The 26527-nt window shown below is 60.7% G+C and carries 14 protein-coding genes and 1 riboswitch; of the genes, 7 read left to right on the top strand and 7 right to left on the bottom strand.

Features of this window, described 5'->3' with window-relative positions:
• Window positions 1-23 precede the first annotated feature (23 nt).
• Window positions 24-5375 (bottom strand): putative Ig domain-containing protein, encoded by a 5352-nt coding sequence (locus ISN74_RS20225; protein ID WP_188795828.1) that lies wholly within the window; start codon window positions 5373-5375, stop codon window positions 24-26.
• 317 nt (window positions 5376-5692) lie between these two features.
• On the opposite strand from ISN74_RS20225, the gene ISN74_RS20220 reads away from it, so the two are divergent.
• The 4 genes from ISN74_RS20220 to ISN74_RS20205 are packed head-to-tail and all read left to right on the top strand — an operon-like array spanning window position 5693 to window position 7926.
• A complete protein-coding gene (locus ISN74_RS20220) occupies window positions 5693-6211 on the top strand; it encodes a phage tail protein (protein ID WP_188795826.1) in 519 nt (172 codons plus the stop codon).
• A gap of 36 nt (window positions 6212-6247) precedes the next feature.
• Complete coding sequence (locus tag ISN74_RS20215) at window positions 6248-6787, top strand: phage tail protein (RefSeq protein ID WP_188795824.1); 540 nt, start codon at window positions 6248-6250, stop codon at window positions 6785-6787.
• A gap of 51 nt (window positions 6788-6838) precedes the next feature.
• Window positions 6839-7369: a phage tail protein gene (locus ISN74_RS20210; RefSeq protein WP_188795822.1), complete on the top strand. Its 531-nt coding sequence runs from the start codon at window positions 6839-6841 to the stop codon at window positions 7367-7369.
• Window positions 7369-7926: a GNAT family N-acetyltransferase gene (locus ISN74_RS20205; protein WP_188795820.1), complete on the top strand. Its 558-nt coding sequence runs from the start codon at window positions 7369-7371 to the stop codon at window positions 7924-7926. The genes ISN74_RS20210 and ISN74_RS20205 overlap by 1 nt, the downstream gene beginning before the upstream one ends.
• Here the strand turns inward: ISN74_RS20205 and ISN74_RS20200 are convergent.
• The 6 genes from ISN74_RS20200 to ISN74_RS20175 all read right to left on the bottom strand — a co-directional run bounded on the left by ISN74_RS20200 (window position 7919) and on the right by ISN74_RS20175 (window position 22136).
• Complete coding sequence (locus ISN74_RS20200) at window positions 7919-8212, bottom strand: DUF6916 family protein (RefSeq protein ID WP_188795818.1); 294 nt, start codon at window positions 8210-8212, stop codon at window positions 7919-7921. The genes ISN74_RS20205 and ISN74_RS20200 overlap by 8 nt on opposite strands.
• 54 nt (window positions 8213-8266) lie before the next feature.
• Window positions 8267-11431 (bottom strand): efflux RND transporter permease subunit, encoded by a 3165-nt coding sequence (locus ISN74_RS20195; protein WP_188795817.1) that lies wholly within the window; start codon window positions 11429-11431, stop codon window positions 8267-8269.
• 214 nt (window positions 11432-11645) lie between these two features.
• Window positions 11646-14813 (bottom strand): efflux RND transporter permease subunit, encoded by a 3168-nt coding sequence (locus tag ISN74_RS20190; RefSeq protein WP_188795815.1) that lies wholly within the window; start codon window positions 14811-14813, stop codon window positions 11646-11648.
• A 415-nt stretch (window positions 14814-15228) separates the two neighbouring features.
• Window positions 15229-18381 carry an efflux RND transporter permease subunit gene (locus ISN74_RS20185; RefSeq protein WP_188795813.1) on the bottom strand — a complete coding sequence of 1051 codons (3153 nt, stop codon included), beginning with the start codon at window positions 18379-18381 and terminating at the stop codon, window positions 15229-15231.
• Between the two features lie 239 nt (window positions 18382-18620).
• The gene (locus tag ISN74_RS20180) at window positions 18621-20525 is read right to left on the bottom strand and encodes a TonB-dependent receptor domain-containing protein (protein WP_229678892.1); all 1905 of its coding nucleotides are present in this window, start codon (window positions 20523-20525) and stop codon (window positions 18621-18623) included.
• A 402-nt stretch (window positions 20526-20927) separates the two neighbouring features.
• Window positions 20928-21156, bottom strand: a riboswitch (cobalamin riboswitch).
• A gap of 227 nt (window positions 21157-21383) precedes the next feature.
• Entirely contained in the window at window positions 21384-22136 is a 753-nt protein-coding gene (locus tag ISN74_RS20175) for a GntR family transcriptional regulator (RefSeq protein WP_188795811.1), read from the bottom strand.
• 190 nt (window positions 22137-22326) lie between these two features.
• On the opposite strand from ISN74_RS20175, the gene zwf reads away from it, so the two are divergent.
• The 3 genes from zwf to edd all read left to right on the top strand — a co-directional run bounded on the left by zwf (window position 22327) and on the right by edd (window position 26475).
• A complete protein-coding gene (zwf, locus tag ISN74_RS20170; protein ID WP_188795810.1) occupies window positions 22327-23814 on the top strand; it encodes a glucose-6-phosphate dehydrogenase in 1488 nt (495 codons plus the stop codon).
• Window positions 23814-24509, top strand: a complete 696-nt coding sequence (gene pgl / locus ISN74_RS20165) for a 6-phosphogluconolactonase (RefSeq protein WP_268235678.1) — start codon at window positions 23814-23816, stop codon at window positions 24507-24509. Before zwf ends, pgl begins: the two co-directional genes overlap by 1 nt.
• A 154-nt stretch (window positions 24510-24663) precedes the next feature.
• Window positions 24664-26475, top strand: coding sequence for a phosphogluconate dehydratase (gene edd / locus ISN74_RS20160; RefSeq protein WP_188795808.1), 1812 nt, complete (start codon window positions 24664-24666; stop codon window positions 26473-26475).
• Window positions 26476-26527 lie beyond the last annotated feature (52 nt).

The raw sequence follows: 26527 nt of genomic DNA, 5'->3' as shown, positions 1-26527 counted from the left end.
CATTTCTACGCCACGTAGTTGGCCTAGAACTTCTTCTGCACATTGAACAACACCGACTGATCGTTCTGGTCGCCGGCATTGATTTCATTCTCGTACTCCAATCGCAAGGTCAACTGACGAGCCAGCTCCCAGTTAAGGCCGATGCCGATCATGAAATGATTCTGCGTAAGCTGATCCACCTGCGCCCGATAGATCGGGCCTGCCAGCAGGTCGGCATAAGTCATCGTGGCTTGGCTGGAGCCCTGGAAATCGTGCCCGTATTCGATCCGCAGCTGCGGCATCACGCTGCCGTAGTCTTCCTTGATGACGTAGTTCATACGCAGACCGAGGCTGGCCGTGGTGGTCTTCACCAGTTCGTTGCCGTAGCTCAAGGCGTAGATCGCATCACCTTGCTCGGTATATTGATCGAGTCGTGCGGATGCGACATCAAGGCGGCCATACGGTGAAATCAGCCATGTGTCGCTGCGATATTCATAGCCCGCAGACACGGAGGCGAACGTCTGGTGGCCATCGCGGTTGCCATTCACCGTATTGCTATCGGCCGTGACATAACGGCGTGAATCAAAGGACAGCCATTGATAGCCGATCAATCCGTCGATGAAGGTCGATGGACTCGGGCTGAAGCTCGCATACCACGCGACGTTGTAGCTGTCTGCGGTATCGTCGCTGCCGTTGTGGCCGATATCGGTATCGTCATGGCCGTAACCGATGCCGACGCCAGTCGCAAACGAGGACGAGAAGCGTCGATCCAGGCCGATGCTGACGCCGGCGGTCGTGAAGTCGAAGCCGTTCGCCGTCGCCGTCGTATCCCGCGAGCCAAAATTCACCGCGCCACCGGACCACAGCACATAGCCATCGGGCAGTGTCGATGACGAGGTTGTGGTCGGATTGGCTGGTGTTTGCGGATCGACCATATAGCGGCGATTGAGATTGCCGGGCGTGTTCTGCGAATTGTTGTTGAGCCATTGCGGAGAGAGGGCGGCATTATTGCTGTCGCCCGACATGAAGGTCAGGTTGTTCTGGAAGCCTCCGCTTGCATCGCCGCCACCGCCGTGCAGGCTTTCCAGGCGCTGCTGGAAGTTTCCGATCTGGCCTTGTGCAAATTCACGTGCCGCGTCGGCTTGCGCGTTGAGCACGCCGAGCACCTCGGGATCTTTCGAGGGGTCGGGCCGCGCAGCCACCGTAATGGTCACGGTGCCGGGCGCCGATGTCGCGTACATGTTGCTCAACGTATAGGTCACGACCGCGGCGCCACTGAAGGTGGGCGATGAAGTGAAGTCGAGCTGATAACCACCCGATATCGGCACAATTCGCGCATTGCCGGCGGAACTCGGCGACAGCGATACCAGCGTCGCTGCGGTGAACGGGCCACCGTTGGCACCCTGCGTGAGATTCACTTGCGCCGATCGGCCGGCAATGGAAGAAATGTTTTGCGGTGCGATCATCGGACGCGGATTGACCGTCACCGTTACCGTTGCCGGTTGCGAGGCGCCGAACGCATTGCTCAGCGTATACGTGAAAGCGACCTGGCCCGATGCACTCACCTCAGTGCTGTAGTTGATCGTGCTGCCCGATACGGTGGCTGTGCCGGACGAAGGCGCCTTGACGATGTTGACCGCGGTGAACGGCCCGCCGGTCGCGCCCGTCGTCGGATTGATGCTGATGTTATTGCCCGCCAGCACCGTAACGTTTTGCGCAATCACGGTCGGCACGGCAAGCGGTGCCACCGTTATCGTCACGGTGGCCGCAGCAGAGGTGCCACCCGGGCCGGTCGCGGTATAGGTGAGCGTATCCGTGCCGTAGAAGTCATGCGTCGGCGTGTAGACAATGGCCAGTCCATTCACCACGGCAGTGCCATGCGTCGGCGGCGTACCCAGGGCGATGCTGGTGATCGGCCCGGTATCGACCGAGGTGACATTGATCGTCACCGCCTGGTTGGCTGGCGTGCTGGCCGTGTCATTGACGGTCACCGGTTTGGGCTGCAGCGTGTTGATCGTGTAAGCCTGCGATCCGGTGAAGTTCAGGCTGTCTTTCGCGGTGACGGTAAAACTGTAGTTGCCTGCAGCAGTGGCGGTACCGGAAAGCAGGCCCGACGTGCTCAGGCTCAGACCGGTCGGCAGCGAGCCCGCACTGACATTGAAGGTGTAACTACCATCGCCGCCGCTGGCGGTGAGTTGCTGACTGTACGCGGCGGCAACCTGGGCGCCAGCTAGCGTGCTCGGACTGATCGTGATGCTCGGCGCGTTGACGGTGAGCGTGTAGGCGATGCTGGTGAAGAATGGCGCGCCGGTGCCCGTGCTGCTGTCGGTGCTGCGTATCGTCACACTGTAGTTACCCGACGCGGTTGGCGTTCCGCTCAACACACCTGTACTGCTCAGAGTGAGGCCGGGGGGAAGCGCACCCGCGGTGATGGCGTAGTGATACGGTGCCGTGCCGCCTGATGAACTGAAGGGTCCACTGTAAGCCGTTTCGGCGATGGCGACAGGCAGTGCGGGCGAACTGGGTGTCAGTGTGATCGTTGCCGCACCGATTAATACGTTGCTGTACGTCTGGGTTCCGGTCGCGCCATCGTGATCGGTGGCGACCACACTGAACGTGAAACTATTGGCGGACGTCGGTGTGCCGCTGATCGTACCCGATGAGCTGAGGGTGAGGCCGGGCGGCATGCTGCTTCCCGCCGCGAGCGCATACGTATAAGGCGCAATGCCTCCGCTCGCCGAAAGCGTCGTGCTGGGATAAGCCGTTCCGACACTGCCATTGGACAACGACAAGGGTGCGATCGAAATCGATGCCGTGCCCACCGTCAACGTGTAGCTCTGGCTGAAGCTGGTGGGACCAGTTCCGCCGGTGTGATCCGTGGCGGTGATGGTGATCGAATAATTGCCAGGTTGCGTCGGTGTGCCGGACAGTGTTGCAGTCGCAGCGTTCCAGGAAAGGCCTGGAATGCTCACGCCGCTCATCGAATAGGTGTACGGCGCGGTGCCTCCGCTGGCGGCAAACGTCTGGGAATAGGCTTGTGCATAGTTGGCGTTGAGCGTATTGCCAGATGGCGAGATGACGATGTTGGGTGCTGCGATGTTTCCGCTGTATAGCAGTGATCCCGTATAAGGCCCGCTGCCGGTGCTGCTGTCTCTGGCTTGTATCGTGAAGTTGTACGGACCTTCGACCGTAGGCGTGCCAGAGATAGCACCGGTGTTGCTGTTCAAACTCAAGCCGGCCGGCAGTGTGCCGGTCAATACGCTGTATTGATAATTCGGCGTGCCACCGCTGGCGCTGAGCGTCTGCGAAAAAGCTGCTCCGGCCGTCATAGCATTGAGCGTGGACGGACTCAGCGTGATCGACGCATTACTCACCGTCACCGGATAAGACGCACTGCCAGTGTTGGTATTGCTGTCGGTGGCCGTGATCGTAAAGTTGTAGCTCCCACCCGCTGTGGCTGTGCCGGACAGGACGCCAGCATTCAGCGTCAAACCCGGCGGCAGCGTACCGCTGGCGGCATAGGTATAGGAGCCGCTTCCCCCGCTCGCGCCGAATGTCACGCTATAGGGCACGCCGACTTGCGGATTCGACAGGCTGCTCGGTGATACCACGATATCCGGCGCGCTGACCGTTACCGTGTAATTGGCGGTTTTCGAATACGGCCCTTGTCCGGTGGTGGAGTCCGTGGCGGTCACGCTGAACGTATAACTGCCGTTCGTCGTTGGTGTGCCGCTGAGCACGCCGCCGCTTGAAAGGGTCAAGCCCGGCGGCAGCGCGGCAGCGTTGAGCGGTGCGTAGGTATAGGGCGACGTGCCGCCAGAGGCTGCGATGGTCTGGCTGTAGGCAACATGCAGGGCGGGATTGGTCAGGCTGCTCGGCGATATCGCGATCGTCGGTGCCAGAATGGTCATCGCAAACGTCTGACTTCCCGTATTGCCGACGTGGTCAGTCACTGTCACCGTGGGCGAAAAGTTGTTGCCACTGGCGGTCGGCGTGCCGGTGATCAGGCCCGAAGCACTGATCTGCATTCCAGCCGGCAAGCTCGTAGCAGAGAACTGATAGGGCGCCTCGCCATTGCTTGCGGTGATCTGCTCGCTGTAACCGACGTCAACGGTACCGTTTGGCAGTGATGTGGTGGTAATCGTCGGCAGGTTTGCGTTGATGGTCAGCGTATATTTCTGCGGGCTGCTGCTGTACGGGCCAGCAGGGCCGGGACTGCTGTCCGTAGCGACAACGTAGAAGGTGTAAGTGCCGCTCGCGCTGGTCGTGCCGCTCAGCACGCCGGCGGAGCTGAGTGTCAGGCCAGTCGGCAAGGTGCCGCTGGACAGCTGGAAGGTGTAGCTGCCGCTGGGATCTCCTCCGCTTGCGCCCAATGCCTGGCTGTATGCGGTGTATTGAGTGCCGGCCGGCAGCGTCGTTGGCGATATCGTGATGTCCGGCGGATTGATGACGAAGGTGTAATCGACACGTTCGCTGTTGCCGGCATTGTCGGCAACATTTACGGCGTAGGTGAAGGTGCCAGTCTGCGATGGCGTGCCACTGAACGTACCGGCATTGAAGCTTATGCCGGGTGGCAGGCTACCGGTGTTGCCATAGGTATACGTATAGGGTGGGGTACCACCGGTGGTGCTCATCGTGAGTGAATACAGCGCGTACAAATTGCCTGCGGGTGCTGCACTGGGTGAAACAGAAAGCACGCCGCCGTTAATCAATAACGAGTAGGTAACAGGGTTGGAGACATTCCCGGCGGTATCCGATGCGGTCACCTCGATCGAGAACGACCCTGACTCGGTGGGTGTGCCAGATATCGTGTTGCCGCTGAAGTTGAGGCCGTTGGGCAGATTGCCGCTGACGATGTTGTACGTATAGGGGCCACCGTTGCCACCGCTGGCTGTAAATGTCTGAGTTGTGTACGTAGTACCTACCGAGCCGCTGGGCAGAGGAGGTGACGGACTGAGCGTGATTGGCGGATAGGTCGGCGTACCGATGGTGATATCGACGGTAATCGTTTCGCTTTTGTCGTCGACGAAGGTGAATTGATCGGTGTTGGTGGGGCTTGTCTTCGTGTTGGTGTAGGTCAACGTGTCCGATTCGCCGGAAGAGGTGACGGTACCGTATTGACCGTTGGTGACGCTTTCCGCTCCGGTGGGAGAGCACGTGATGTTGAACGTGACGCTGCCCAGCGGTGATACCGTTTCGTTGAAGGTTGGACATTCGTTCGCGCGCGCCAGCGCTGGAACAATGGCGCTGCTTGCAAGCAGCAACAGCACAAGCAGCCGGGTCAGTTTGTTACCGCGTCGCGCACGAGGTATGCGGCAGTCTGCAGTAACGCGCAACGTGATGCGGCGGAATAATTCCGCGCACGCCAAAAGACGCCCACGCATATGGTGCGACATAACGATTCCCCCTTCCCTGCTTCACCACCGGAAGATGTGCCATTGCAGCAACTCGTCCGGTCCCTCAGGGCGCTACTTGCCTTGATGCACGTTCTTGCGGTGCAAAAAGCGAAGGATGCCCCGTCCCCGTTGTCGGTGCTCCTATCGCCATTGGAACAGGAAAGCGGCGCACTCGATAGTGTTGGTCAACATGACTTGCCATGTGAAGATTGCGTGACGAGGTCAATTGTCACTTGTAAGTTGAAGATGCCTGGAGGACAGTGGCTGGCCCTCGCCACAGCGGGGACGTCGTTATCACCATCCAGGGGGAAGGGACGATGGCTGTTTTTTTTATCGGGCAGATCATGCCTACGGGATTCGGTTTCCCGCCAAAAGGCTGGGCACTGTGTAATGGGCAGTTGTTGCCGATCCAACAGAACGCTGCGCTGTTTTCATTGATCGGAACCCAATACGGCGGTGATGGAATCCGCACATTCGGGTTGCCTAACTTGCAAAGCAGAGTGCCGATAGGAATGGGTACAGCGCAGGATGGGACGTTGTATCCCTTAGGTTTGATCGCGGGTGCTGAAACCGTTTCGCTGCAACAGCAGCAGATGCCTTCGCATACGCATCCTGCCGTGGGAACGACAGCGACGGGCGTATTCAAGAATCCGGCGGGTGCGCTCTACGGCAATACGGGAAATGAAGCGATCTACGGCACACCGGGTACGCAGGTGGTGCTGAATCCGCAGACACTGGCCATGGCCGGTGGCGGAGCGCCGCATGAAAACATGCAGCCATTTCTCACGATCAACTATTGCATCGCGTTAGTGGGCGTTTTCCCTTCGCGGCCGTGATCGTTTCCCTTATCCATATTTGATGCGGAGCATGTGATGGCCACGCCCTATGTTGGAGAAATTCGGCTGTTTACGTATGCGAACGGGAGAATTCCGGTTGGTTGGCTTGCCTGTGATGGAAGCCTGCAAAGCATCAACGCCTATCAGACGTTGTTTATGTTGATTGGCACGACCTATGGCGGCGACGGTCAAACTGGTTTCTGTATGCCGGATCTGCGCGGGCGGATACCCCTGCATCAGGGCCAAGGACAGGGACTATCGGTGCGTGTCAGGGGGCAAACAGGTGGCTTCGAGACAGTAACCCTGACCACACCCAACTTGCCACAGCATACGCACAGCTATTGGGCGACCACCGCGGCGGCGTCGAAAAACGTTCCTTCCAATACGCTCGAGCTGGCTTCGCTCAATAACGACGAGATGTACACCACAGTTGTCACGCCAAGCCTGCCCGCCCTGGTGCTTGCGCCGCAAAGTGTCGGCGTTACAGGTGGAAGCTTGCCGCATGACAACACCATGCCCACCTTGCCGCTCACATTTTGCATCGCTTACGCAGGCATCTACCCACCGCAAAGCTGATCGAACAGCGAGCATCTCATTGGTCGCAACGGTACATCAGGGGATATCGACATGACCACGCCATACTTGGGCGAAATCCAGATTCTCAGTTTCAATTTCGCGCCGGTCGGCTGGGCGCTCTGCAACGGAGCGTTGCTTCCGATCCGTCAATATACGGCTTTGTTTTCGCTGATCGGAACGACGTACGGCGGCGACGGTCGACAGACTTTCGCTTTGCCTAATCTGATGGGAGCTGCGCCTTGCGGCACAGGGCAAGGGCCAGGCCTGACGCAGCGCAACCTGGGCGGGACCTTCGGCAGCCAGACAGTGGCGCTGACTCAAAGCACCATGCCGGCACACACACACGCCATGTCGTTGTTCGTGCAAACCGATTCGACCAAGCGGGTGGGCTTGCCAGCGGCCAACTACGGCATCTTGCCGCCAGGCCAAACCCTTCCGTTTGTATCCGGCGCGCCGGCCAATGCACCTTTCGCAGCCGGCACGATCGGCCCGGCTGGCGGTAACTTGCCGCATGAGAATCGCCAGCCCTTCCTGGCCCTGAATTACTGCATAGCGCTGCAAGGCGACTTCCCGCAGTTCTGATGGGCATGGCCGTCGCGCCCTTTCCGGTGCAGCGCCACGACGCGCTGGCGTATGTCCAGCCGTTGGCGGCGCACGGCATGGAGCTGCGCTTGGCAACGCTGGACGATCTCCCGTTCATGCGCGAGTTGTATGGCCAATTGCGTGCCGGTGAACTCGATCAAGTTGATTGGCCTGAACAGGCCAGGCGCGCGTTTCTGGACAGCCAGTTCCAGTTGCAGCACCAACACTTCGTCACCTATTTCTCCGCCGCCGATTTCTACGTGGTGGTACGCGAAGGCGTGGATATAGGGCGCTTCTATCTACTGAGTCAGTCGCCTTACTTCCTGGTCATCGATATTGCCTTGCTGCCGGCTTGGCGCAATGGCGGCCTCGGCGCCGCGCTGCTGGCATGGGCCAAGCAGCGTGCGCTGGACAGTCAAGCGCAAGGCGTCGATTTGCACGTCGACGAACGCAATCTCGGCGCGAAGCGCCTTTACACAAGGCAGGGCTTCCAACACATCGGAGCAGAAGGTCCTTATCTGCGCATGCGCTGGGAAGTGCCGTCCCGTCTCAATTGAAGACCGCCTGATAAACGAAGCCAGGCTGCTTGCGTGCGACGGGCACCAGGAAAATCTCCACCTCGCCCACCGTAGGATGGCTCAGCCGATACGTGCCTTGCGGGAATAACACCTCGGCCGGGTTGTGAAACAGCAGCGCGAAAGGCGGGCGCGTAATCCCAGGTGGCGTACTTCCGGCCGCCTGCGCTTCGGTCAGGGTGAAACAGGTGCGGTCGCCCGCTTCGGTCGTGGCCGCAAAATCCTGATCCACGAACGCAACAAAATGTTCAAGCGTCAGATCTTGCATGACATCACCCCTGATTTGCCTGCTGGCCGGAAAGTGTCACACAAAGTCCGCGTATCAGGAAACGGAAGGTTCGGCGCTCAGCTTGCGCAGACGTTTCTGCGCCTTGCGAGCCCTGCGCGCTGCTTTGCGCTCACGTCGGTCGTGCTGCCAAAGATAAATGGCAGGCGTGCTGAGCAACGTCAGCAGCTGTGATACGAACAATCCGCCGAGGATGGCAATGCCCAACGGCTGGCGCATCTCCGCACCCATGCCGAAACCGAATGCCAGCGGTAGCGCTGCGCCCATCGCTACAAGCGTGGTCATAGTGATCGGACGGAAACGCACCAGCGCGGCTTCGCGGATCGCTTCAGGCGGCGCGAGCCCGTGTTCGCGTTCGGCGACCAGGGCAAAGTCCACCATCAGGATCGCGTTCTTCTTCACGATACCGATCAACATCAGTACCGCGATCACCGACATGGTCGATACCTGTGTGTGCGTGATCAACATCGCCAGGAACGCGCCCATACCCGCCGCAGGCAGGGTGGAAAGAATCGTCAGCGGATGAATCAGGCTCTCATAGAGAATGCCAAGCACGATGTACATGGCGAGGATCACGGATATCAGGATGACCGCCGCGTTGGTCGCTGCTTCCACCAGCTTCTGGTTATCGCCGGTGAATTTCTTCATCACGCCAGGCGGTAGTTGTGCAGCGAACATCGCCTGATCGATCAGCTTCAGACCATCAGCCTGGGTGACGCCGTCGGCGAGGTTGTAATTGATGGTGGCCGATTCCAGCTGGTTGTAATGCTGGATATCGATCGGCTCGATAAACGGCCGGATGTGCGCCATCGCAGAGAGTGGCACCATCTTGTTCTGGCTGTTGCGCACATACATGTTCAACAGCGTTTGCGGGCTCAATGAATCGGCGTTGTCGGCAGTCAGGATGACCTGGTATTGATTGAGATCCGAATAGATCACCGAAACCGGTGTCTGGCCAAAGGCATCCGCGAGCATCTGATCGATCTGGCCCATGCCCACCTGCATCCGCGAGGCGGCATTGCGATCGATGTTCAGCAGTTGCTGTTTGCCGATGCTGTCGAAGCTGGTGCTGACATCGTGGAATTGCTTCATCGTGCGCATCACCTGCGCAAGCTTCAAGGTTGGACCTTGCAGGGCCTGACTGTTGGTGCTGGTGAGGTCGAAAGCGTATTTGCCCTTGGCTTTGGTGCCAGTATTGCTGGTGAAAAAGCCGATGCTGGTAAGAGCGATCTGCACGTCTGTCAGTTTCTCGTACTGCGCTTTGAGACGGGCAATGACTTTATCCGCCGAGTCCGGTCGCTCGCCGGGGCCGTTGCCGCGCGGTTTGAGATCGATGAAATACGTGGCCTCGTTGGCCACCGCGCCGTTGGTATTGTTGCCGCCAAGAAAGGACGTAACGTCGAGCACCGCCGGATCGGCCAACATGGTGGCCTCCAGCACTTGTGTGCGTTTGGCTAACAGGTCTGGCGAGATGTTGGCATCGGCCACCAGATCCGCCTCGATCTTGCCAGTATCGCCTTCCGGCATCAGCGTGCCGCCGGCCGTCTTGACCACGGCCATGGCCAGCACCACCGTCAGGATCAATAGCAAGGGAGGCTGCCAGCGCATGATGCGGCGATGGCGCATCGCCCATTCCAGCCCGGTGGTGTAGATGCGCAGCAAGCTTCGGTCGAAGCGTTCCACCGCGATTTCGAGCTTGCCAGGCTTTGCATCGGCTTGCTCTCTCCGCAGGAGGCTGCCGCAAAGGGCCGGAGTCAGCGTCAGCGATACCAGCGCGGAAATGACGATGGTCGCGATCAAGGTGACCGAGAATTCACGCATCAGCATCACCATCGCGTTGTGGCCGAACACCATCGGCGCGAACACCGCGATCAGCGACAGAGTGATCGATATCACTGTAAAGCCTATTTCCCGCACACCGCTGAGCGAGGCTTCCAGCGGATCGGCACCGCGTTCCATGTGGCGGAAAATGTTCTCGATTACCACGATGGCATCGTCCACGACGAAACCGATGCACAAGACCAGCGCGATCAGTGACAGCATGTTGAGCGTGAAGCTGAGCGCGTACATCAGCACGAGTGCGCCGGCCAGGGACAACGGCACGCTCAGCATCGCGATCAGGGTGGGGCGTAGCCGACGCAGGAACACCAGCATCACCAGCGCCACCATCACGACGCTAAGCAGCAGTGCCACTTCCACCTCATGCAGCGTCGATTTGGTGGAATCGGTGAGGTCGAAAATCGGCGTGATCCGTACATCCGCGGGCACCAGCGCTTCCAGACGCGGCACCGTATCGCGAATGGTCTGCGCCAGTTGCACGGCGTTGGCTTCCGGCCGCTTCATCACCTGCAGGATCACGGCATGCTGGTTGTTGAACCAGGCCGCCTGATACGCGTCCTGCTGGCCGTTTGTCACGGTGGCCACATCCGAAAGGCGCACCGGCACGCCTTTCTCATTGGCTATCACCAGGGAGGCGAAGTCGCGTGCATGGATCAGTCCGTCGTTGGCGGTGACGGTCATCTGCGTCACGCCGTCGCTCAACATGCCTTCCGGAGAAGTGACGCTGGCCGCACGCAGCACATTAGCGACGTCGTTGGCGGTGAGTCCCATGGCGGTCAGTGCGCCGCTGTTGAGCGAAACACGCACGGCGTGTGGCGTACCGCCGATGAGCTGCGCCTGCGCGACGCCGGGAATCTGCGCTATGGCCGGCCGCATCAAGGTGTCGGCCAGATCGTAGAGCTTGTCCGGCGCCATGCTGGTGGACGTCATGGCCAGCAGCAGTACCGGAATCTGCGTGGTATCGGCCTTGAATAACTGCGGCGGCGACAGCGCCATCACGGCGGGCAGATCGGGTATCGCCGCATTGATGGCCGCTTCCACATCGCGTGCCGCGTCATCGGCGTTGCGCGAGAGCTCAAAACGGATCTGGATCTGCATGCCGCCAGGATTGGCGTCAGAGGTCATTTCCTGAATACCCGGAATGCGGCCGAACTGGCGCTCCAGCGGCGCTACCACCGTGGACGCCACCGTTTGCGCATCCGCACCTGGCAAGGTTGCTTGCACGGTGATGGCGGGAAACTGCATCGACGGAAACGCTGCCAGCCCTAGCACCAGATAGGCGCAGAACCCCGCGATCATCAACCCGATCGCCAGCAACGATGTGGCGACCGGGCGGCGGATGATTGGCTCGAAAATATTCACGCGTGCACCTGCCGGTCCGCGAGTCGATACCGGACACATCCAGATGGGCAGGGTTGTACGAAGCTATCCATGCATACCTCATACCCTGAACATCGGGCGTACAAATGTGCCTTTCGTCCATCCCTGCCATACGGCATGCAGCCTGTTGAACGATGGCGGGATGAACGACGCCTTCTATCGATCTAATCGTTCTGTTCGGATGAATACCTTTGCATCAGGACGTTGCCGCGACCTGCTTGCCCAAGCGGCGCAGGCGGCGTTTTTCCTGGCGCTTGGCCTTGCGTTCGCGTCGATCGTGTTGCCATAGGTAGATGGCCGGCGTGCTGAGCAGGGTAAGCAACTGCGATACGAGCAGACCTCCCAGAATGGCAATACCCAATGGCTGGCGCATTTCCGAACCGATGCCAAAGCCGACCGCCAGCGGCAGCGCCGCCCCCATCGCCACCAGAGTGGTCATGGTGATCGGACGGAAGCGCACCAGCGCCGCCTCGAGGATCGCTTCCGGTGGTGTGCGTCCGCCTTCGCGTTCGGCAACCAGGGCGAAATCCACCATCAGGATCGCGTTCTTTTTCACGATGCCGATCAACATCAACACCGCAATCACCGACATGGTGGTGAGCTGCGTTTGCGTCACCAGCATCGCCAGGAACGCACCCATGCCCGCCGCCGGCAACGTGGAAAGAATCGTCAGCGGATGAATCAGGCTTTCGTAAAGAATGCCGAGCACGATGTACATCGCCAGGATCACCGCAACAAGCAGGATGGCCGAATTGGTCCCCGCCTCGGCCAGCCTTTGATTGTCGCCGGTGAACTGCTTGGCGATGCCAGGTGGAACCTGCGCGTTGAGCATGGCTACGTCGATCAGTTTCAGTGCATCGGTCTGCGTCACACCGTCGGTCAGGTTGTAATTGATCGACGCCGCTTCGAGCTGCTTGTAGTGCTGAACGTCGACAGGTGCGATGTAGGGCTTGATGTGTGCCATCGCCGACAACTGCACCATTTTGTTCTGGCTGTTGCGCACATAGAGATTCAATAGCGTTTCCGGCCGCAACGAATTGGCGTTGTCGGCGATCAGGATCACTTGGTACTGATTGACGTCCGAATAAATGGTGGACACGGGCGTCTGGCCGAAGGCATCGAACAGCACCTGGTCGATCTGTCCCATATTCACCTGCATGCGCGAGGCCGCGTTGCGATCCACCTCGATCATCTGCTGCTTGCCGATGCTGTCGAAGGTGGTGGAGACGTCGCGGAATTGCTTCATCTTGCGCATTTCCCGCGCCAGCTGCAGGGTCGGCTCTTGCAGCGGATCACCGTTGTTGCTGGTGAGATTGAACGCGTATTGCCCCTTTGCGCCACCGAAACTGGACCCGTTGTTGCCAAACAACTGCAAGCTGGTGACGGACACCTCCACGTCCGTGAACTGCTTGAACTTGTCGCTGAGACGCGTTACCACCGCGTCCGCCGAATCGTGGCGATCGTTGGGCCCTTTGCCTATCGGCTTGAGATCGATGAAGAACGAGGACTGATTGCCGACACCACCACCGCCATTGCCGTTGCCTAGAAAGCTGGCGACATCCTGCACCGCAGGATCGGCAAGGATGATGGCGTAGACAGCCTGGGTGCGTTTGGCGAGCAGATCGGGCGAAATGTTCGCGTCGGCAAGCAGGAAAGCCTGCGCAATGCCCGAATCGCTCTTGGGCATGAAGCCACCCCCCGCGGTTTTCACTACGCCTACGGCCAGCAACACCGTCAGCACCAATAACAACACGGGCTGCCAGCGCATGATGCGTCGATGCCGCATGGCCCAATGCAGCCCGCGCTCGTAAACGGCCAGCGACCAGCGATCGAACCGTTCGGCCAGCTGTTCAAGCCGGCCCGGGACGTGCCGTCCGGGTTGCTCTTGCATCAAATAGCGGCCGCACAGCGCTGGGGTCAGCGTGAGCGATACGACGGCGGAAATGATGATGGTGGATATCAGCGTGACCGAGAATTCACGCATGACCATTACCAGTCCATTGTTGCCGAACAGCAACGGTGCGAACACGGCGATCAGTGACAGCGTGATCGAAATCACCGTGAAGCCGATCTCGCGTACGCCGATCAGTGCGGCATCCAGCGGCTCGACCCCTCGCTCCATGTGGCGAAAGATATTTTCGATCACCACGATCGCATCGTCGACCACGAAGCCGATGCACAGCACCAAGGCGATCAGCGACAGCATATTGAGGGTGAAGCCGAACGCGAACATCACCACGAACGCACCCGCCAACGACAGTGGCACGCTCACCATCGCGATCAAGGTGGGGCGAACGCGACGCAAAAACACCAGCATCACGAACGCCACCATCACGATGCTGAGCAGTAGCGCAATTTCCACTTCGTGAAGCGCCGAGGTTGTCGAGGTCGACAGGTCGAAAATCGGCGTGATCTGCACGTCGGCAGGAAGCATCGCCTTCAAGCGCGGTATGGCTTCCTTGACCTGCTTCACCACCGCCACAGCATTGGCTTCGGGGCGCTTGGCGATATTCAGCGTCACCGCGCGTTGGTTGTTGAACCAGGCAGCCTGGTAGGCATCCTGCTGGCCGCTTTCGACTTTGGCTACGTCCGACAGATAGACGGGTACGCCTTTCTGATTGGCGATCACCAACGAAGCGAAGTCGCTGGCGGACTGCAGCGCATCGTTCGCGGTAACGGTTATCTGGCTCGTGCCGTTGGACAACACGCCTTGCGGCGAGGTCACGTTGGCGGCGCGCAAGGCATTGGCCACGTCGTTGGCGATCAGCCCCTTCGCGGTCAAGGCGGCACTATTGAGCGACACGCGTACGGCATGCGGGGCGCCGCCTTGCACCTGCACTTGCGCCACGCCGCTGATTTGCGACACCACGGGCTTGATGAAAGTGTCGGCCAAATCGTAAAGCTTGTCCGGGGCCATGCTGGTGGAGGTCACCTCCAGCAACAGCACCGGGATTTGCGACGTATTGAATTTGAAATATTGCGGCGGTGACGACGCCATCTGCTGCGGCAGCTCCGGTAAAGCGGCGTTGATCGCCGCCTGCACGTCGCGGGCAGCCCGGTCGACGTTGGTGCCGCTGACGAACATGATCTGGATCTGCGTCGCGCCTTCGCTGGTATCCGAATCGATTTCCTCGATGCCGGGGATGCGGCCGAGCTGACGTTCCAGTGGCGCCGTCACCGTTGTGGCCATGGTCTGCGCGCTGGCGCCGGACATCTGCGCCGCCACCATCACGCCAGGAAACTCCAGCGATGGGAAAGCAGCCAGACCTAGCAGGATGTAGGCGCAAATGCCGGCGATAATCACTCCAATAGCGAGCAGCGAGGTACCAACCGGACGGCGGATGATCGGCGCGAAAACATTCATGCCATCGCCCTTGCGCCGATGTCAGCTCGGCGTAGGCGATGCGTGGGCAGCAGGCTCGAAGAAAATGCGGGCAAATCCATAACCACTTTGTACCCTCCCTAGGCATCGCGTAAATGTGCCTGAAGTCCGGCCGTGCCGGAAGGCATGGCGATAGGGTTATGGTTCGCGTGGCGGTGATTTAGTTCCCTGCGTGGCGTTTTTGATGAGAAAGCCGATCTCTTGCGCCGTGCCTTATGTCCCTTTGCCGTCATTCCGGCGAAAGCCGGAATCCATTTCCAGCACCGGTCCTTAAGTCGCAAGCTCGCCCAGGGATGATTTGCGCGAAGCATTGAGAATGGATTCCGAACTACGCCGGAATGACGATTCGCTTCGAACGAAACCTGTTGGGCATCTCGACAAACAATCGAGTGTCACATCAATTTGCGGCGGTCGCCTGCTTACCCAGCCTCCGCAACCGCCGCTTTTCCGCCCGCTTCGCCTTGCGCTCGCGCCGATCGTGTTGCCACAGATAAATCGCCGGTGTGCTGAGCAAGGTCAGCAGTTGTGATACGAACAAGCCGCCAAGTATCGCGATACCCAGCGGCTGACGCATTTCCGAGCCACTGCCGAAACCGATCGCCAGCGGCAGTGCCGCACCCATCGCCACCAGGGTGGTCATGGTGATCGGACGGAAGCGCACCAGCGCGGCTTCACGGATTGCTTCGGGCGGCGTGCGCCCACCTTCACGTTCGGCGACCAGCGCAAAATCCACCATCAGGATGGCGTTCTTCTTCACGATGCCGATCAGCATCAACACCGCGATCACCGACATCGTGGTGACCTGGGTGTGAGTGAGCAGCATGGCGAGAAACGCGCCGACACCAGCGGCAGGAAGTGTCGACAGAATGGTCAACGGATGGATCAGGCTCTCATAGAGAATGCCCAGCACGATGTACATCACCAGGATCACCGCCGCGAACACGATCAGCGCATTCTCCAGCGCTTCGACGAGTTTCTGGTTATCGCCGGTGTAGCGCCGGGTAATGCCATCGGGCAACCGCGCGGCATCGATAGCCTGGTCGATATATTTCAAGCCATCGGCCTGGGTGACGCCATCGGTCAGGTTGTAGCTTATCGTTGCTGATTCCACCTGATTGAAATGCTCGATCTCCACGGGCGCGATGTACGGTTCGATATGTGCCATCGCCGAAAGCGGCACCATCTTGTTCTGGCTGTTGCGCACATAGGTGTTGAGCAGCGTATCCGGACTGAGCGTGTCGGCATTGGTAGCCGTCAGCACCACGCGATATTGATTCACATCCGAATAGATCACCGACACCGGAGTCTGCCCGAACGCATCTGCCAGCGCCTGGTCGACCTGACCCATGCCGACGTTCAAGCGCGAAGCGGCGTTGCGGTCCACGCGTAAAAGTTGTTGCTTGCCGATGCTGTCGTAACTGGTATGGACGTCCTTGAACTGCTTCATCGTGCGCATCACCTGCGCCAGTTTCAGCGTCGACGGCTGCAATGGTGTGCCGGTATTGCTGCCCAAGTCGAAGGCAAGTTCGCCGCCGCCCTTGTTGCTACCGCCGCCAAGGAACTGCAAACCGCGCATGGTGATTTTCATGTCCGCGATGCTTTTGTACTTCTTGTCCAGCCGGGCGATGACTTTTTCCAGCGAATCGGGCCGTTCGCCCGGTCCCTTGCCGAGTGGCTTGAGATCGACGAACAGTGTGGAGGCGTTGCCGACTGCACCGTTGTTGTTGTTCCCGCCAAGGATGGTCGTCACGTCGGTGACGGCGGGGTCGGCCTGCATGATGGCGGCAATGGCTTCCGTACGTTGAGCCATCAAGGCGGGTGAAATGTTCGCTTCGGCTTCCAGTTGGGCGATCAGCATGCCGGTGTCTTCTTTAGGCATGATCGCGCCGCCAGCGGTCTTGGCGACCACCACCGCCAACAGCACGGTAAGGATCAACAGGATCAGCGGCTGCCAGCGCATGATGCGCCGGTGATGCATGGCCCAGTCCAGACCGCGTTCGTAGATGCGCAGGATGCTGCGGTCGAAGCGTTCCGCGGCGGCTTCGAGCCTGCCTGGCTTGTGCTCTTTCGAATTCTCCGGCAACAGATAGCGACCGCACAAGGCTGGTGTCAGCGTGAGCGATACCAGTGCGGAAATGACGATCGTCGCGATCAGCGTGACCGAGAATTCGCGCATCAACATCACTAGCGTGTTGTTGCCGAACACCATCGGTGCGAACACGGCAATCAGCGACACGGTGATTGAAATCACGGTGAAGCCGATCTCGCGCACGCCCAGCAGCGCCGATTCCAGCGGATTCATGCCGTGTTCCATATGGCGCACGATGTTCTCGATCACCACGATGGCATCGTCGACCACGAAGCCGATGCACAGCACCAGCGCCACCAGCGAGAGAATGTTCAGCGTAAAGCCCAGCGTAAACATCACCACGAACGCACCGGCGAGCGACAAGGGCACGCTCAGCATGGCAATCAGCGTGGGGCGTACGCGACGCAGGAACACCAGCATCACAAGGGCTACCATCAAGATACTGAGCAGCAGCGCCAATTCCACTTCGTGCAGTGCGGACTTGGTGGAGACTGTCAGGTCGAAGATCGGCGTGATCTGCACATCTGCAGGCACCAGATTGCGCAGCGCTGGCAACCGGTTGCGGATTTCCTGCACCACCTCCACCGAGTTCGCTTCGGGTCGCTTGCTGATCTGCATCGACACCGCGCGCTGGCCGTTGAACCACGCGGCCTGGTATTTGTCCTGCTCGCCGCTGGTAATGGTGGCGACATCCGACAGGTACACCGGCACGCCCTTCTGATTGGCGACTACCAACCTGGCGAAGTCTTGCGGGGTATGCAGCGCATCGTTGGCGGTGACGGTCATCTGGGTGATGCCGTCCGTGATGATGCCCTGCGGTGAGGTGACATTCGCCGCGCGCAGCGTGTTGGCGATGTCGTTGGCGGTCAGTCCCTTGGCGGTGAGTGCGGCAGGATTGAAATTCACCCGCACCGCATGCGGCGTGCCGCCAAACACCTGCACCTGCGCCACGCCGGGAATCTGCGCGACGGCCGGCATCAGCAGCGTATCCGTCAGGTCGTAGAGCTTGTCCGGCGGCATACCGGTCGAGGTCAGCGAAATCAGCAGGATCGGAATCGATGCCGTGTCGAACTTGAAATATTGCGGCGGCTGGATGCTGGCCGGCAGGTCCGCCTGTGCCGCGTTGATGGCGGCCTCCACATCGCGCGCGGCCTTGTCGGCACTGCGGCCGAAATCAAACAGGATCTGGATCTGCGTACCGCCGGCGTTGCTGTCGGAGGTCATCTGCTGGATGCCAGGAATGCGGCCCAGCTGGCGTTCCAGCGGCGCCACCACCGTGGCGGCCATGGTTTGTGCATCGGCGCCCGGGTATTGGGCGATCACCACCACGCCGGGAAAATCCAGCGACGGCAAGGCCGCCACGCCCAGCAGCAGATAGGCGCAGAAGCCCGCAATCGTCAGTCCGATCGCCAGCAGCGAGGTGCCGATCGGCCGGCGGATGATGGGTTCGAAGACGTTCACGGCCTTGCCCGTGCCATGTCAGACGAGCGCAGACACACCGCGCGGGAGGCGGCGCATGGAAGAGAAGACGCATTCATAGGCACCTTATGCCCCGGGATCCTATCCCATTGAATGTGCCTGAAGTCCGGCCGTGCCGGAAGACATGGGAGTCATGTCTCCCTTTCCTTCGCGAACATTCCTATATTTCCGCCCCTGGGATGGCCGAGCCGGGGCCCGGCATTCCCAGGGAGCGTTCGGCATCAATGGATGGAGGGGCTGTAACGCAGCGTGAGATACCAGGTCCGGCCCAGCTGGTTGTAGTAATACGCCGTCTCGTAGTTGTGATCGAACACGTTCGCCAGCTTCGCTTCCACCTGCCAGCTCGGTGCGAAGTTGTAGCTGACGCGCAGATCCGTGGTGGCGTATCCGCCCATGCGGTATTGGTTGGCGGTGTCGTCGTAGCGCTTGCCGGAGGCGAAGAAGGTGGCGCCCACGCCGAACTTGCCGAAACTGCGATCGACATCCACGCGGCCGGTCTCTTTGGCGCGGCGTGGCAGAAGATTGCCGTTGTAGGGGCTTTCGGTGTTCTTGGGCTGCATCAGCGTCAGGTAGCTTTGCACGCGCCAGTCATCCACGTTGAAGCCGAATTGGCCTTCGATGCCGCGGATCACCGCCCGGCTGATGTTCATCGGGATGAACTCGGTATTGAACGCGATCAGATCGGTGATGCGTGTCTGATAGGCATTCACGCCCCAGTTCCAGTTGCTCAGCTGCTGGTTCAGGCCGATTTCCGCGCTGCGCGAGGTTTCCGGCTTCAGGTCCGGGTTGGCCGTGGGTACGCCACCGAAGGCGGGGAAGTACAGGTCATCGAAGGTCGGCGCATGGAAGGCCGTGCCATAGCTCACCGACAGCACCGGGCCCTGATCGAAGTGATAACCCCATGCCGCCGCGCCAGTGTTGTGGTCGCCGAACTGATCATTGTTATCGTGGCGCACCGACAACTGCACTTCGTTCTGCCCGAACGTGCCCTGGTACTGCGCAAAGGTGCCAGTGTCGCCGCGTGTGGTTTCTTGGAACGCGGTGTCGCTGTAGATATGTTCCTGCTGGTAATCCACGCCGACCGTCAGCAGCTGGTTGCTGGCCAGCGTGATGTCGTTCTGCCACGACGCCTGGTTGCGGCGGGAATCGAAGTAGCCCGTCGGCATGCGCGGGTAGTACTCGCCGAAGTAGGTGCCTTCGTAATAGGTGGCATCGTCATCGCGGCTTTGGCCGGCGGTCAGGGTGACTTTCCAGATATCCAAAGGTGTGAAGCTCAGGTGCGCGCCCGCGACGTACTGTTCCTCGATGGCATCGTTGCCACCGTAGGGGCTGCCGGCGTACTCCACGTTGCTCTTGCTGCGCATCCAGTCGAAAGACAGCTCGGTGCCATCATCCCAGCGATAACCGAAGTTGGCGAAGCCGTTCCAGTTGCGATACGCGTCGTTGCGCGGATCATCCACGTCGCACGCCACGCCCAATTCCGCCGCTCCCATGCGGCAGGCCGGAATGCCGCCGGTATACGTGCCGCCCAGGCTGGCGTTGTACCAGAGGTGCGAATCGCCGCCGGACACGCCGGCCTGGCCGTTCACGTAGCCATGACTGCCGCCGCTCACGCTCACAGAAGGCGAGACGCCGCCATTGGGCTGGCCGTGACGCAGGAAAATCTGCAGCACACCGCCGATCGCATCGGAGCCGTACAGGCTGGAACGTGGGCCGCGCACCAGCTCGATGCGCTCGATGGCGTCGACCGGAATCTGTTCGAGGGCTGCCAGGCCCAGGCTCACCGAGCCGATACGCACGCCATCGATCAGTACTACCACGTGGGTGGGATTGGTGCCGCGCAGATAGAGCGAGGTCGATTCGCCGATACCGCCCGTTTGCGAAATGGAAACGCCGGGCAGGCCGGTCAGCAGATCGGCGACCGAGGTCGGCTGCAGGCGATCGATATCCTCGCGCGTGATCACCGTGACCGAGGACAGCGCGTCATTGGCGCTGATCGCTGTGCGCGTCGCGGTGACGATCACCGGCGACAGCGTGCTGTTCGGGTCCGTGGCGGTCTGGGCATGGCCGGCCTGTGCGACCAAACCAGACAGAAGTGCGGCTGCTAGCGCAGTCTTTTTCAACATGTAAGTTCCCCTGCCGCACGTCCCCGCGCGGCGTGAATAAATAAGCCGGCGAACTTGGGGAGTCGGGAACGGAATGGCGGGCAGGCGACAGCCGTCGCGGGGCACGCGCTCCGAACCCTCGCCCACCGCGAGTTGCCAGAACCTAAGAGCCTCTCTACGGTCTCTGCATAGCCCGCGTTGTCGTTGAATAGCTGCCAGGCGGCAGTGCTCGGCGCAGCGCCTGACTCACTGTCAGGTCAAGCCGTGCGCTGCCGCCTGGCAGCTATTCAACGACAACCCTCCGGGCTGGATCTGTTTGCCCACATAACGGCGTCATCACTCGGTTGTGTATCGACATACACGCCCTCGTTCTTCCTTGTTCTGCGTGCAAACAGATCCCAGCGCGGGCCATGCAGAGGCCGTAGATAGGCTCTGTCTCGGGCCGGTCTCCGGACTCGCGAGTGGCATGCAGTTGTGCACGCCATCGAACGATGCCTTCCCATGCCATGCACAGTGGCGCTTTATCGTTCGCGAAAGGCTCGCTTACCGTTGCGGGGGCAGTGCCGGCCTTGCTGAGTGAACAGCGCACCGGCTTCCCGTTTCATCCCCTCGGACCTGAGGCCCAGGGGACACCCGAAACGGGCGAACTGTAGCCGGTGGGGGTGGGTGGGGGCAATTCGGCTCGGTTTTCGCCCAAGATTTACGTTCTTTCTAGGTCGCCGGTTCTCGCCTCACCGTCATCCCGGCGAAGGCCGGGATCCAGTATGAACACGCTGTGCGAAGCACTCGATACAAAAGGTTCTGAGTGCTTCGCACGACGTAATTGAACTGGATCCTGGCCTTCGCCGGGATGACGAGAAATGTAGATCGTCGAGGCGCCTAATCCGTCTGCAGTTCCGCCACGAAATCGTAGATATCCCCGCGATACCACGAGGTCGTGAACTCCACCACGCGCCCATCGTCGAGAAATCCCCGGCGTTCGATATGCAAACCCGCGCTGCCTGCCGTCACATGCAGCAAGCGGGCCTGCCGTGCACCGAGCAGAACGGCACGCAGCCGCTGCAAAGCGCGTACCGGGCGGCAGTCGTATTTCTCCAGCGCTTCGTACAGCGAGTCATGCACTTCGTGCGGATCGGGCAATATGCTGGCTGGCACCACGGTGCGTTCGATCGCCAGCGGCTCGTCCTCGGCGTAGCGCACGCGATGCAGGCGGGCGACCAGCACGCCGGGTGACAGGTTGAGCGCCATCGATTCTTCTGGGGTCACTTCGCCCACGCTGCGCTCGAAGAACTCCGAGCGCGGATGCAGGCCACGGGCACGCAGGTCCTCGGTAAAGCTGGTCAGGCGCGACATCGGCTTGATGATGCGCTCGGCCACGAAGGTGCCGGCACCGTGACGCTGGGTCAGCAGACCTTCCTCGACCAGGCCGGAAATGGCCTTGCGTACGGTCACCCGGGACAGCCCCAGGGCCTGTGACAGGTCCCGTTCGCTGGGCAGGGTCTGGCCCGGCTCGATATCCCGCTGCTGGATCACGTTGCGAATAGCCCGGCGCAGCCGCAGGTAGGCCAGCGGCTGGTGGGTGGTCGTTTCGCGGCTCAGGCGCCGGTATTCGTCAGCCAAGGCGTTTTGCATCATTCCCGCACAATACCAATGCCGAACCACTGGTACAACCAGAGGTTCAGCCAGACGCCAGCTGGCTTAGGAAAAAATTGCATACGATTGCAACGCACAAAAGACTGGTATTGCCTGGTATGTCATTGGTACGATCGAAACTCCCCGGCGGCTGCACCCCCGTGGCCACCAGCATTCATAGAGGTGAGTTGTGACTGCACCTGCTCAACCGGTCGAGCTGTTCGACCTGGTGATTTTCGGCGGCACTGGCGATCTGGCCGTGCGCAAATTGCTCCCTGCCCTGTTCCATCGCTTCGTTGACGGCCAGATCCAGGAAGGCAGCCGTGTCATCGGCGTGGCCCGCGAAGCGCTCGACGACGACGGCTACCGCAACCTGATCCGCTCCGCGCTCAATGGCGCCGCCCAATCCAACCCGGCGAAGCTCAACGCCTTCCTCAAGCTGGTGCATTACCGCCCGCTGGACGCGCGCAAGGACGAGGGCTGGGACGATTTTGCCAAGCTGATGGGCGAACACCCCGATCACGTGCGCGTGTTCTATCTGTCCACCTCGCCGGAACTGTTCGTCGACATCTGCCAGCGTCTTGGCCATTACGGCCTCAACCAGGGCCAGTCGCGCGTGGTGCTGGAAAAGCCGATCGGCCACGACCTGGCCAGCGCCAATCGCATCAACGATGACGTCGGCGCGGTATTTGCTGAATCGCAGACCTTCCGCATCGATCACTACCTCGGCAAGGAAACGGTGCAGAACCTGCTGGCGCTACGTTTCGGCAACGCGCTGTTCGAGCCGCTGTGGAACGCTGGCCATATCGATCACGTGCAGATCACCGTGGCCGAGACCCTCGGCGTCGGCCGCCGCGGTCCGTATTACGACCATGCCGGCGCACTGCGCGACATGGTGCAGAACCACATGCTGCAGCTGCTGTGCATGGTGGCGATGGAGCCGCCCGCTTCGCTGTCGCCGGATGCGGTACGCGATGAAAAGCTGAAAGTGCTGCATGCGCTCAAGCCGATCGACGAAAGCAACGCGTCGCAATTCACCGTGCGTGGCCAATATCGTGCTGGCGTCGCGGAAGGCCAGAGCGTGCCCGGTTATATCGAAGACCTGAATGCGGACAGCAAAACCAAGGTCGAGAAATCAAACACCGAAACGTTCGTCGCCCTGAAAGCCGAAATCGGCAACTGGCGCTGGGCTGGCGTGCCGTTCTATCTGCGTACCGGCAAGCGTCTCGCCGAGCGTGTGTCGGAAATCGTGGTGGCCTTCAAACCGGTGCCGCATTCCATTTTCACGGCCGCTGCAGGTCCGTTGGCGCAGAATCGACTGGTATTGCGATTGCAGCCGGATGAAGGCGTGAAGCTGTGGCTCACCATCAAGCATCCGGGGCCGGGCGGCTTGCGTTTGCGCCACGTGCCGCTGGATATGAGCTTCGTCGAAGCTTTCGGCGTGCAACAGCCTGATGCGTACGAGCGCCTGTTGCTCGATGTCGTGCGCGGCAATCCCACGCTGTTCATGCGCCGGGATGAAGTCGAGGCCGCATGGCGTTGGGCCGATCCGATCCTGGCGGCATGGGCGGGTGGCAACGAGCCGCCGCGTCCGTACACGGCCGGCACCTGGGGGCCGAGTGCAGCGGTCGCCTTGATTGAACGTGATGGGCGCACCTGGGACGAGGATTACGAATAGTGTCCGCCGAGCAACAACTCCACGCTTTCGATGAGGGTCAGTCGCTGGCCATGGCCTTGTCTGCGGATATTGCCGACAAGCTGCGTACCGCGATCGAAACCCGCGGCGAAGCGGTGATCGCGGTCTCCGGCGGCAGTACACCCAAGCGGCTGTTCGAAGCGCTTTCCAACGAAGCGCTGGACTGGTCGCGCGTCACCGTCACGCTGGTCGACGAACGCTGGGTGCCGGACACGGATGAGCGTTCCAATGCGCGTCTGGTGGAATCCCTGCTGTTGCAACACAAAGCGGCGGATGCCGAATTCATGCCGCTGTATGTGGAAGCAGCTACGCCGGAAGCGGGCATTGCCGAGGTGCGTGCACGCGTCGGTTCGATGACGCAGCCGTTCGACGTCGTGGTGCTAGGCATGGGGCCGGATGGCCACACCGCCTCGTTCTTCCCTGGCGGCGACCGGCTCGGCGAAGCGCTGGATCTTTCCAATACGGCGCTGGTCCTGCCGATGCGCGCACCGGGTGCCGGCGAGCCGCGCATCACGTTCACGCTGCGCGAATTGCTGAAGGCGCAGACGCTTTATCTGCACATCCAGGGCGACGACAAGCGCGTGGTGCTGGATCAGGCAGAGCAGCCTGACAGCCAGCTGCCCATTGCAAGCGTGCTGCGCCATGCACGGCAGTTGGATATCTATTGGTGCCCGTGAAGCTAGCAGAGTTATTTGAACTGAATACAGGGTGGCCATCATTCCCGCTTTCGCGGAAGCGCTTTACAACAGCGAAGCTGGTCAATGACGACAGGGCAAGATCAAGCCTTATCGAAACTGCATCAACGCCGAGCCCGCTCGGCTGGAGTCTGAAATGAGTCTGCACCCCGTCGTCGCCGAAGTCACCGAGCGCTTGCGCGAACGCAGCCGCGACACGCGTGCGGCCTATCTCGATCACATCCAAGGCGAGGCCTGCGAAGGCACGCATCGCGCGCGCCTGTCATGCGGCAACCTCGCCCACGGCTTTGCCGCGTGCGGCGTGAATGACAAGGCTGCACTCCGCGAAGGCCATACGCCGAATATCGGCATCGTCACCGCGTACAACGACATGCTCTCGGCGCATCAACCGTATGAGCGCTATCCGGCCCTTATCCGCCAGATCGCACGCGACGCAGGTTTCACCGCACAGGTGGCCGGTGGTGTGCCGGCGATGTGCGATGGCGTGACGCAAGGCCGTTCCGGCATGGAATTGTCGCTGTTCTCGCGCGATCTGATCGCCATGGCCACCGCGATAGCGCTCTCGCACGATATGTTCGATGGCGCGCTCTACTTGGGTATCTGCGACAAGATCGTGCCAGGTCTGCTGATCGGTGCACTCAGTTTTGGCCATCTGTCTGGCGTGTTCGTGCCGAGCGGCCCGATGCCCAGCGGCATCAGCAACGAACAGAAATCGAAAGTGCGTCAGGCCTATGCCGAAGGCAAGGCCAGCCGCGCGGAACTGCTGGAAGCGGAAGCGGGTTCCTACCACTCCCCCGGCACCTGCACGTTCTACGGCACGGCGAACTCCAACCAGATGCTGATGGAGATCATGGGTCTGCATCTGCCGGGCGCGAGTTTCGTCTTGCCGGATACGCCGCTGCGCGATGCGCTCACCGCTGAGGCCGTACGACGCAGCGCTGCACTGGGCAAGCATGGCGAGAACCTGCCGATCGGTCAGATCATCGATGAACGGGCGATCGTCAACGGCGTGATCGGCCTGCATGCCACGGGCGGTTCCACCAATCACCTGCTGCATCTGGTCGCCATCGCGCAGGCTGCAGGCATTGCGCTGCGCTGGGAGGATTTCGATGCATTGTCGTCGGTCGTGCCGCTGCTGGCGCGCGTGTATCCGAATGGCTATGCCGATGTAAACCAGTTCCACGAAGCCGGCGGCATGGGCTTCCTGATCGATCAATTGCTCAGTGCCGGCCTGCTGCACGGCGATGCACGCGCCATCACCGGCGGCACGATGGCGGACTACGCCAAGGTGCCGACGCTGGACGAATCGGGCGAACTCATCTGGACGCCGGTGCTCAAGCAAAGCGGCAATCGCGGTGTGCTACGCGGGGTGGATGAGCCGTTCCGTCCTGACGGCGGCCTGCGCATGCTGCACGGCAATCTTGGCCGTGCGGTGATCAAAGTTTCCTCGGTGCCGGAAGACCGTCTGGTGATCGAGGCACCTGCCGTGGTGTTCCATGATCAGGACGAGATCAAGCGTGCTTTCGATCGCGGCGAACTGAATCGCGATTTCATTGCGGTGGTGCGCTTCCAGGGACCGCGTGCGATCGGCATGCCGGAGCTGCACAAGCTCACGCCAACGCTGTCGGTATTGCAGGATCGCGGCCATCGCATCGCGCTGTTGACTGACGGCCGCATGTCCGGCGCCAGTGGCCGTGTACCCGCGGCGATCCATGTGACGCCGGAAGCCGATGATGGTGGCCCGATCGCGAAAATCCGCGATGGCGACATCATTCGCCTCGATGCTGTGCACGGAAAACTCGAAGTGCTGGCAGACGCGAGCGAATTTGCCTCACGCACGCCTGCCATTGAGGACCTGTCGAAGCATCAGCGCGGCATGGGACGCGAATTGTTCGGCATGTTCCGCCGCAATGCCACGGCGGCCGATCTCGGTGCCGGCGTGTTGTGATTTTTACCCCCTCTCCCCCAGGGGGAGAGGAGATGGCACCTCTTTCAGGCTT

The organism is Dyella caseinilytica (assembly GCF_016865235.1).
Lineage (GTDB): Bacteria > Pseudomonadota > Gammaproteobacteria > Xanthomonadales > Rhodanobacteraceae > Dyella_B > Dyella_B caseinilytica.
Note: the sequence above shows the minus strand (reverse complement) of the source record. Positions and strands in the feature narration are given on the sequence as shown.

Excerpts from the sequence above, each read along its gene's own strand:
- ISN74_RS20200 (WP_188795818.1), bottom strand. The coding sequence starts at position 8,212 with ATGCAAGATCTGACGCTTGAACATTTTGTTGCGTTCGTGGATCAGGAT.
- ISN74_RS20225 (WP_188795828.1), bottom strand. The coding sequence starts at position 5,375 with ATGTCGCACCATATGCGTGGGCGTCTTTTGGCGTGCGCGGAATTATTC.
- ISN74_RS20190 (WP_188795815.1), bottom strand. The coding sequence starts at position 14,813 with ATGAATGTTTTCGCGCCGATCATCCGCCGTCCGGTTGGTACCTCGCTG.
- ISN74_RS20175 (WP_188795811.1), bottom strand. The coding sequence starts at position 22,136 with ATGCAAAACGCCTTGGCTGACGAATACCGGCGCCTGAGCCGCGAAACG.
- edd (WP_188795808.1), top strand. The coding sequence starts at position 24,664 with ATGAGTCTGCACCCCGTCGTCGCCGAAGTCACCGAGCGCTTGCGCGAA.
- ISN74_RS20210 (WP_188795822.1), top strand. The coding sequence starts at position 6,839 with ATGACCACGCCATACTTGGGCGAAATCCAGATTCTCAGTTTCAATTTC.
- ISN74_RS20180 (WP_229678892.1), bottom strand. The coding sequence starts at position 20,525 with ATGTTGAAAAAGACTGCGCTAGCAGCCGCACTTCTGTCTGGTTTGGTC.
- ISN74_RS20215 (WP_188795824.1), top strand. The coding sequence starts at position 6,248 with ATGGCCACGCCCTATGTTGGAGAAATTCGGCTGTTTACGTATGCGAAC.
- ISN74_RS20220 (WP_188795826.1), top strand. The coding sequence starts at position 5,693 with ATGGCTGTTTTTTTTATCGGGCAGATCATGCCTACGGGATTCGGTTTC.
- ISN74_RS20205 (WP_188795820.1), top strand. The coding sequence starts at position 7,369 with ATGGGCATGGCCGTCGCGCCCTTTCCGGTGCAGCGCCACGACGCGCTG.